Here is an 8,442-nt window from a genome sequence, read left to right as displayed (position 1 = left end):
GGGGTCGGCGCGGGGGCGGGCGCGGGGGCCGGTGCGGGCTGCGCCGGGTAGCCGTACGACGGCTGCGGGGGCTGCGGCTGCGGGGGCTGGGGCTGGGGGGCGTAGCCGCCGAACTGCGTCTGGGCGAACTGGGTCTGGGCGTACGGGGTCTGGCCGAACTGCGTCTGCTGGTACGGCAGCCGGTCCCGGCCGACGCGCGCGAAGTGGCGGATGTCCATCGTCAGGTAGTAGGCGATCACGGGGACGACGGTGGAGACGAGGATCGTCATGCCCGCGTTGCCGGGCGCCGCGAACTCCTCCTCGCCCTGGTCGATCCCGATGAGCACGACGGCCACGACCTCGATGGCGACGACGGCCGCGAACAGCACCCAGTCCCGCACCTTGCGCGTCACGAGCGCGAGCCGCAGCATCGCGGCCCACGCGAGGAAGCCGCACGTCAAGGCCGCGAGCACCACGAACAGCACGCGCAGCGTCACAGGTGAGCCCGCGGCGGGGTCCGGTGGGGGCGGCGGCGCGTAGCCGTGGCCTTGCATGGCTGCTCCAGGGGCCTGAAGGACGGACAGTTGAGGTTTCGTTTGAGCGTATAGGCCGACTCGGCCGGCCCGACTCTGGTTGTACCGAACCGTTGTCGTACTGGTCACGCGGTATGTCTCAGTCCGGCGCCCCCGGTGCCACTGTGCCGTCCGTGAGTCCGTCGTACATGCCGCGCACCAGCTGTTCGCCGAGGCGGCCCGCGTGGCGCAGGGCGTCCTCGAAGGCGGCGAGGGCGCGGAACCGTTCGCCGTAGCCGCGCTGTCGGTCCAGGGGCAGGCGCGGCAGTTGGAGGCGGCGCACGTCGAGCCGGGCGGACGTGGAGGCGTAGCTGCTCGCCTGGCGGTTGTTGGCGGTGCCGCGCAGGAAGCCCGCGAGGAACCAGCAGTCGAGCGCGGCCGGGTCGGGGCGCAGCAGGGCGAGGCCGCGGCCGAGGGCGGCGCCCGCGGTGGCGTCGTCGACGACGCGGACGGCGGTGGTGCCGCCGTGCACGGGGAGCACGACGTCGCCGGGCGCGGTCAGGACGGGCGGGTCCGCGCACGCGGCGGGCGCGGCGGGGTGGTGGGGGCCGGTGGGCGCGGTGGGGTCGTCGGGGTGGGCGGGCGGCGCGGCGGTGGGCGCGGTGCCGTTCAGGACGTCGTGGTCGGTGAGGACCGGCACGCCCTGCGGGGCGGTGTCGCCGGTGCAGGTGCGGATCGTGAGGGCGCCGGCGCGGGCGAGCTCTCCGACGGTGGTCAGCGGCCAGCGGGCGCTGTCCGGCGCGCCCTGTTCGGCGCTCGGCGGCGTGAGGTCGGCGGTCAGGCGCAGGGTCGCGCCGAGCCGTTCGCGTACGTCGCGCAGTTCGGCGGCGCCGCCGCCCGCGGCCCGGGGCGGCAGGCGGCGCGCGGGCGCCAGGTCGACCTCGTCGTCGAGGAGGTCGAGGACCGGCACGGACAGGGCGAGCCCGGGGATCTCGTCGAGGGTGCCGTCGCGCTCGAAGCGGCGGAAGGCGTCGAGCACGGCGTCCTGCACGGCGGGCCAGGCGCGCGGGTCACGCCCGTCGGACGCGTCCTCGACGGCTCCGGCGGCCTCGACGAGCAGCGCTTCGGAGGCGGCGGGCGCCCCGGTCCCCGGCCTGCGCAGGACCCAGACGTGCAGCGGCAGGTGGTACGGGGGTGCCGCACCGGCGGGCAGCGCGATCACGGCGCGCAGGGCGCCGCGGCGCAGCAGGTCGGCGCGGATGCGGCGGCCCGAGCGGCGGGACGCGGCGGCGGGCGGCATCAGGAGCACGGCGGTGCCGCCGTCGCGCAGCCGCGCCAACGCGTGCTGCACCCAGGCGAGTTCGGACTCCGTGCGGGCGGGCAGGCCGTACTCCCAGCGGGCGTCGTAGGCGAGCTCGTCGTGGCCCCAGTTGCGGTCGTTGAACGGCGGGTGGCACAGGACCGCGTCCGCCGCGAGGTCCGGGTGCGCGTCGGCGCGCAGGGTGTCGGCGGCCGCGGCGCGCACGGCGGCGTCGGAGCCGAGGGCCAGGCGCAGGGCGGTGAGCGCGGCCAGGTCGGGGGCGCTGTCCTGCCCGTACAGGTGCAGGCCGGGGCGGAGGTCGGCGGCGCGCAGCAGGGCGCCGGTGCCGCAGGCCGGGTCGAGGACGGTGCGGGCGGGCCCGGCGGCCGCGGCGAGCGCGGCCATCAGGGCGGCGGGGCCCGCGGGGGTGAGGGTGTACTGGCGCGGGTTGGCGTCCAGGTGCCGGCCGAGCAGGAACTCGTACGCCTTGTGCGCGCCGAGCTCGGCGGCTAGCTCGGCGGCGGAGCGCAGCAGCGGTACGGACGGCAGGAGTTCGGGCGTCGACGGGACCCGGACGGCGCGGGCGCGGGCCCCGGCGCCGAAGCGCGGGGTGAGCACGTCGTCGAGGACGCCCGGGAGCAGCCGCGCCATCCGCGCGTCGGACACGGCGCTCACCGCGAGCCAGTCGGGGTGGCGGTCGCGTACGAGGAGCAGGGCGCAGCCCACGTGCAGCAGGGCGGTGCCGGGGCCCGCCGGGTGTCCGGCGAGCTGCTGCCAGACGCGTTCGCGCAGGGGGACTTCGGAGAGCTTGCCCTGGCCGCGGAGCCAGCGTTCGACTTCGGCGAGCGCGAAGGCGGGGCTGGTGTCGGTGCCGCCGACGGGCTTGGGGAAGTCGGCGTGGCGGCGGCGCCAGTTGCTGACGGCGGCGCGGCCGACTCCGGCGAGGCGGGCGATTCCGGCGGCGGTGACTTCGGTGGCGTCGGGGGCCTTGGGCGCGCGTCTGGGCCGCACGACGTGCGGCGTCCGCGCCGGCCGCGCGGCTTGGGCCGCTGGTGCCGCCGGTGCCTCTTGTGCCGTGTCGCGCACCCCCCGCGCACCGGTCGCCTCCGTCGTGTCATCCCCCGGCCCCGTAGGCCCGCTGGTCGTCACTGGCCGCCCCTCATCGCTCGATCCCCGTGTGTGGTCCCGTGGTCCCGCGATCCCGTGATCCCGCAGTGCCGCGATCCCCGTGATCCCGTGACCCCCGCACACGATGTTCCCCTTGACCGTGTGTGGCGTCGAGCTTACTCACCAGAGCGAAGCAGCCCCCTTCACGGCCGTTGACTACCCATTCACTGTGAACCGTGTTGACTCGGTTCACAAGACTCTGGTCTGATGGTTGCGCTCCGCACGAACTTCCCTGGGGGGACCTCATGCACGCACAGCCGCGCGCCCACCGTTCACGCCGCACCGCCTTCGCCGCGCTCTGCATCGCCACCGCCGCGACCGTCACGCTGACGGCGTGCGGCGGCGACTCGGACAAGGACGGCAAGAAGACCGGAAAGGCCACCGAGTCGAAGGCCCCGTTCGCCGGCCTGTCGGGCCCCGACATCGTGGCGAAGTCCGTGAAGGCGACCACCGGCGCCAAGTCGCTCACCCTCAAGGGCAGCACGCCCGACGGCCAGGGCAGCGTCGTGGACATGGACATCGCGCTCAGCACCCGCGGCGAGTGCGTCGGCACGCTGAGCGTGGGCGGCCAGGGCCAGCTCGACCTGATCGGCAACCGCACGTCCGTGTACATGCGGCCGGACGCGGAGTTCATCCGCACCGACGCCAAGGGCGAGTCCAAGGAGGACACGAAGGCGGCGGTCGACACGATGGCGGACCGCTGGTCCAAGATGAGCGCCAAGAGCTCCGACGCCAAGGACCTGGCCGTCTTCTGCGACCTCGACACGATCCTCGGGGAGTTCAAGGGCGTCGACTCCACCGCGCGCCGCGGCAAGGAGACGACCGTCGACGGCACGCCCGCGCTCACGCTGCACGAGTCCGAGGGCAAGGACCGGTACACGATCTACGTGGCGACCGAGGGCAAGCCGTATCTCCTGAAGGTCGTCAACGAGACCGCGAAGAAGCCCGAGACGCTGACGTTCACGGACTACGACAAGCCGGTCAAGGCGACGGCGCCCAAGGGCGACGTGCTCGACCTCGACAAGCTCGAGAACCTCGACGACCCCAAGAACCAGGACGAGCTCGACAAGCTGACCGGCTGACCGGCTGACCAACTGGCCGCGGGTCACAACCGGCCGACCGCGGGGGTCAGAGCGTGTGCCGCACCCACACGTTCGGCTCGACGTACACCGCATAGCCGCGGCTCGGCGCGCAGTGCACCGGCACCAGCGCGCCGGGCACCTCGACCAGACCGTCGGCGGCGGACGCCTCAGCCCCGTCGACCCCGTCGCCCCCGTCGGTCCCGTCGAACGGAAGCCCGGTCCACTCTCGCCACTGCGCCAGCGTGCCCGACACCGTCATGGACACCGGCGCCACCTTCTCGATGACGCCGCCCGCGCGGACGTGCACCCGCAGCCACGGGTCGTACGGAAGGCCGTCGTCGTCCCGGGTGCGGAACGCGTACTCCTCGATGGGCGTGGCCGGTTCGAGGTGCTTGGCGCTCGGCCGGACCGGCGCGACGACCTCGGCGAAGCCGCGGGCGCGCGCGTTGTCCCGCATGGCCGCGAGCATGCGGGCCGAGACGCCGCGCCCCTGCAGTCCCGGCACGACGGCGACCTCGATGGCGCTGACCGTGTCCGGCTCCCTGCGGTGCCTGAGGTCGGAGAACGCCCACAGCATGACCTGGTCCCAGCCGCCGTCCGGCAGCTCGCCGCGCCCTTCGGCCCGCAGCGCGAACGGCACGCTGAACGCCCGCGCCACCACCTCGCCCCGCTCGTCCGTGGCCACCAGGACGTAGTCCGCCAGGTCCACGGAGATCCGCCCCATCAGCGACCACGCGACGGGGTCGTGCTCCACGAAGTCCGCCCACGTGTCGGCCATGGCCCACATCGGGCCCATGAGTTCGGGGCGCGCGGCGAGGGTCGTGATCTCCAGGTCCATGCGGTGCACGCTAGCGAGGAAGCACAGGTCGGGACAGCGATTTAACGCGCGGCAGAGGGGGCGGACCGGCTCGGCGGGCAGACGGGCGGCGGATCAGCGGGCGTGGAAGCGCTTCGGCGCCTCGGTCGGGTTGCCGCCCTCGGGCAGCTTCTCCGCCGGGCAGCCGTTCAGAACCTTCTTCATCGCGTCGCGTTCGGCGGCCGTCACCCACACCCCGTACTTCTTCTTCACCGCGACCTGACGGGCCACATAGGCGCAGCGGTACGGCTTGTTCGGCGGCAGCCAGGTCGCCGCGTCGGCGTCGCCCTTGCTGCGGTTGGGCCGGGCGGCGACCGCGAGGAGGTTCAGCGGGTCGTTGGCGAAGGCGATGCGCTTGCTCGGCGCCCACTGGAAGGCGCCCTTCTGCCAGGCGTCGGAGAGCGCGACCAGGTGGTCGATGTCGACCTGGCTGCGGCCGCGCGCGAACGCCACGTCGGCGCCGCTGTACGGGTCGTCGGCGAGCTTGCCGGTCGCGACCACGCAGCGCCCGTCGCGGTACGTCACGCCCTTCAGGTCCCGCTTGAGGATGTCGTCGCGGGTGCCGCAGCCGTTGGAGTCCGTGTCGGCCCAGGCGGTGCCGAAGCGGGTGCGGGCGTAACCGGTCTTCGGGGCCCGGCCCTTGACCGTGAGCGAGTCGACGGCGGCGAGCGCCGAACCGGCCTTGGGCTCCGCGCCCTTGGCCCCGCCCTTTCCCTTGCCGTCCTTGTCGTCGTCGCCGGTGCAGCCGGAGACGGCCACCGCGAGCACTCCGAGAAGACATACGGACCTGACCATGGCGCCATGCCGCACGGCGCACCCCTCCCCTTCACATCCCCTGCACGCCCCCGGTTCACCCCAAGTCCAGGGCTTTCACCAGCATAAATCGATTCAGCGGCGGAACTGACCGGCGTACGGAGGCCTCACCAGCGCACCGGGGGCACGACCGGCCCTTACCTCTCACGTAATCGCCCGTCCCCCGGCGCCGTGCCACGCTCTCAGCCATGACCACCACCGAGGCCAACGCCACCGCAGCCGCCACCGAAGCCGCCACCCGCGCCACCGTCGACGCCTTCCTCGCCGCGACCGCCGCGCGCGACACCGCGCGGCTCACGGAGCTGTTCGCCGACGACGTCGACTGGCTGCTCGCCGAGAACCCCGTGGTCCCCTGGATACGCCCGCGCCCCACCGGCGCCGAATGCGCCAAGCAGGCCGAGGAGTTGGCGCGCCACACCGTCGCCGAGGATGCCCGCGCGAGCGTGGACACGTACCTGGTCACCGGGCAGGACGCCATCGTCATGGGCCACCTGTCCGGCACCGTACGCGCCACCGGGAAGTCCTTCGAGGGGCCGTTCGCGCTGCGCCTTACCGTCGAGGACGGGCGGATCACGCGGCACCACCTCTACGAGAACAGCCTGTCCGTCGCGGCGGCCTGCACCTCCTGACACCCACCCGCCCCCGGACGTACGGGAATAGCCGGAGCCCCACCCTGCTTGAGTGCAGTGACCTCGCCGGAGGATCCGGACGGGAACACGGGAACTGGGGGCGGTATGCACAGGACAGGGCGGAAGGCTTCCAAAGGCTCGGCGCGACGCGCCGGCACCGCACTGCTCGCGACGGCCACGCTGGCCGCGCTGCCCGTCGTCGGCGCACAGGGGCTGACCGGCCCCTCCGGCGCGGCGGCGGCAGGGCACGACTCCACCACGTACCAGAACACCTCGTACAAGAACACCGCGCACAAGAGCCGTGACTGGCAAGGTGGTTGGGCGGCCTCGCCCCAGGCCCCGACCGAGATCTTCGGGCCGAACTGGTCCGTGAAGGGCTTCGAGCGGCAGACCGTCCGGCAGGTCGTCCGCGTCAGCAAGGGCGGCACGAAGGCCCGCATCGAGCTGTCCAACCGGTTCGGCAGGACGCCGCTGCGGATATCCGGCGCGACGATCGCCCGCACGGCCAAGGGCGCGGCGGTCGAGGACGGTTCGGTACGGGAGCTCTCCTTCGGCGGGAAGGAGTCCCTGACGATCCCGGCGGGCGCCACCGCGTACAGCGACAGCGTGCCGTTCCCGGTGCGGGCGCTCGAGTCGCTGAGCGTCACGCTGTACCTGGCGGAGCCGACCGGGCCCGCCACCTTCCACCTGCAGTCCGCCGCCACCAGCTACCGCGCCCAGGGCGACCACGCGGCCGACCGCGACGGCGCCGCGTTCACGGAGACCAGCGACTCCTGGTACTACCTCACCGGCGTCGAGGTCAGCGGCAAGGCGGCCGCGCGCCGGGACTCGGTGGTGGCCTTCGGCGACTCCATCACCGACGGCTACGGCTCCACCCCCAACACGAACAACCGCTACCCCGACGAGCTGGCCGAGCGCTTCGCCGCCGCCGGGAAGCCCCGCAGCGTCCTCAACCACGGGATCGGCGGCAACCAGGTCACCAACGACAGCTCCTGGGCCGGGGAGAAGGGCGTCGTCCGCTTCAAGAAGGACGTCCTGAGCGAGCCGAACGTCGGCACCGTCATCGTCCTCGAAGGCATCAACGACATCGGCGCGAGCGGCCCGAACTACCCGGGCGGCCCCACCCCCGAGGTGTCGGTGCGCCAGCTCATCGACGGCCACCGCTCCCTGATCCGCCAGGCCCACGCCCGCGGCATCAAGGTGGTCGGCGCCACGCTGACGCCGATCAAGGGCTCGTTCTACGACACCCCGGCCAACGAGGCCAAGCGCGACGCCGTCAACGACTGGATCCGCAACTCCGGCGCGTACGACGAGGTCGTCGACCTGGACCGCGCCCTCGCCGACCCCGCCGACCCGGACCGCATCGCGCCCGCCTACGACACCGGCGACGCCCTGCACCCGAACGACACCGGATACCGGGCCATGGCCGACGCCCTGGACCTGCGCACCCTCTGAGCGCCCGGCAGGGCCCGGCGGCACACCGCCGGGCCCTATGCCCCTCGGGCCCTACTGCCCGAGGACCGACGCCAGGAATTCCCCCACCCAGCCGAGCAGTTCCCGCCCGACCAGCGGCTTGCCGCCGATCTTCGTGGGCTTCGGGCGGGGTACGAGGACCTGGTGGGTGGACGGCTTGATGACGGAGCCCGGGTAGAGCCGCTTCAGGCGGAGCTCCTGGGACTCCCTCAACTCCACCGGCGCGAAGCGGATGTTGGTGCCCTGAAGCACGATCTCGCCGACGCCGCAGGCCCGCGCCAGCATCCGCAGGCCCGCCACGAGCAGCAGGTTCTCGACCGGCTCCGGCAGCTTGCCGTAGCGGTCGGTGAGCTCCTCGCGCACCGCCTTGATGTCGTCCTCCGTGTTGGCGGAGGCGATCGCCCGGTACGCCTGGAGGCGGAGCCGCTCGCCGGGCGCGTAGTCGTGCGGGACGTGCGCGTCGACCGGCAGCTCGATCTTCACCTCCAGCGGCGGCTCCTCCTCGATCTCGCCGCTCTCCAGGGACTTGCGGTAGTCGGCGACGGCCTCGCCCACCATGCGTACGTAGAGGTCGAAGCCGACGCCCGCGATGTGCCCGGACTGCTCGCCGCCGAGCAGGTTGCCCGCGCCG

The 8,442-nt window shown here is 73.5% G+C and carries 8 protein-coding genes; 3 read left to right on the top strand and 5 right to left on the bottom strand.

The window, feature by feature from the left end:
• The coding region (locus ACFWZ5_RS42935) for a hypothetical protein (RefSeq protein ID WP_384892512.1) at positions 1-533 on the bottom strand (533 nt) is incomplete at its 3' end.
• 118 nt (positions 534-651) lie between these two features.
• Positions 652-2,802, bottom strand: a complete 2,151-nt coding sequence (locus ACFWZ5_RS42930; RefSeq protein WP_384801697.1) for an N-6 DNA methylase — start codon at positions 2,800-2,802, stop codon at positions 652-654.
• 401 nt (positions 2,803-3,203) lie between these two features.
• Between ACFWZ5_RS42930 and ACFWZ5_RS42925 the strand changes: the two genes are divergently transcribed.
• On the top strand, positions 3,204-4,040 hold the full coding sequence (locus ACFWZ5_RS42925) for a hypothetical protein (protein ID WP_384801694.1): 837 nt from the start codon (positions 3,204-3,206) through the stop codon (positions 4,038-4,040).
• A 46-nt stretch (positions 4,041-4,086) separates the two neighbouring features.
• On the opposite strand, the gene ACFWZ5_RS42920 is transcribed toward ACFWZ5_RS42925, so the two are convergent.
• Both ACFWZ5_RS42920 and ACFWZ5_RS42915 read right to left on the bottom strand, forming a co-directional pair.
• Positions 4,087-4,878, bottom strand: a complete 792-nt coding sequence (locus tag ACFWZ5_RS42920) for an N-acetyltransferase (protein WP_384801691.1) — start codon at positions 4,876-4,878, stop codon at positions 4,087-4,089.
• Between the two features lie 93 nt (positions 4,879-4,971).
• The gene (locus ACFWZ5_RS42915; RefSeq protein ID WP_384801688.1) at positions 4,972-5,691 is read right to left on the bottom strand and encodes an HNH endonuclease family protein; all 720 of its coding nucleotides are present in this window, start codon (positions 5,689-5,691) and stop codon (positions 4,972-4,974) included.
• 206 nt (positions 5,692-5,897) lie between these two features.
• On the opposite strand from ACFWZ5_RS42915, the gene ACFWZ5_RS42910 reads away from it, so the two are divergent.
• Together ACFWZ5_RS42910 and ACFWZ5_RS42905 are read left to right on the top strand one after the other, a co-directional pair.
• Entirely contained in the window at positions 5,898-6,338 is a 441-nt protein-coding gene (locus ACFWZ5_RS42910) for a nuclear transport factor 2 family protein (RefSeq protein WP_384801685.1), read from the top strand.
• Between the two features lie 105 nt (positions 6,339-6,443).
• Positions 6,444-7,793, top strand: a complete 1,350-nt coding sequence (locus tag ACFWZ5_RS42905) for an SGNH/GDSL hydrolase family protein (protein WP_384801682.1) — start codon at positions 6,444-6,446, stop codon at positions 7,791-7,793.
• A 51-nt stretch (positions 7,794-7,844) separates the two neighbouring features.
• Here the strand turns inward: ACFWZ5_RS42905 and ACFWZ5_RS42900 are convergent.
• Positions 7,845-8,442 (bottom strand): TRCF domain-containing protein (locus ACFWZ5_RS42900; protein ID WP_384892509.1); only part of this gene is annotated, 598 nt, incomplete at its 5' end.

It is taken from the genome of Streptomyces sp. NPDC059003, from assembly GCF_042740445.1.
In the GTDB taxonomy this organism is placed as follows: Bacteria; Actinomycetota; Actinomycetes; order Streptomycetales; family Streptomycetaceae; genus Streptomyces.
The sequence above is the reverse complement of the archived record's forward strand: the minus strand, read 5'-3'. Positions and strand labels throughout refer to the sequence as shown.

Excerpts from the sequence above, each read along its gene's own strand:
- ACFWZ5_RS42910 (WP_384801685.1), top strand. The coding sequence starts at position 5,898 with ATGACCACCACCGAGGCCAACGCCACCGCAGCCGCCACCGAAGCCGCC.
- ACFWZ5_RS42920 (WP_384801691.1), bottom strand. The coding sequence starts at position 4,878 with ATGGACCTGGAGATCACGACCCTCGCCGCGCGCCCCGAACTCATGGGC.
- ACFWZ5_RS42925 (WP_384801694.1), top strand. The coding sequence starts at position 3,204 with ATGCACGCACAGCCGCGCGCCCACCGTTCACGCCGCACCGCCTTCGCC.
- ACFWZ5_RS42905 (WP_384801682.1), top strand. The coding sequence starts at position 6,444 with ATGCACAGGACAGGGCGGAAGGCTTCCAAAGGCTCGGCGCGACGCGCC.
- ACFWZ5_RS42915 (WP_384801688.1), bottom strand. The coding sequence starts at position 5,691 with ATGGTCAGGTCCGTATGTCTTCTCGGAGTGCTCGCGGTGGCCGTCTCC.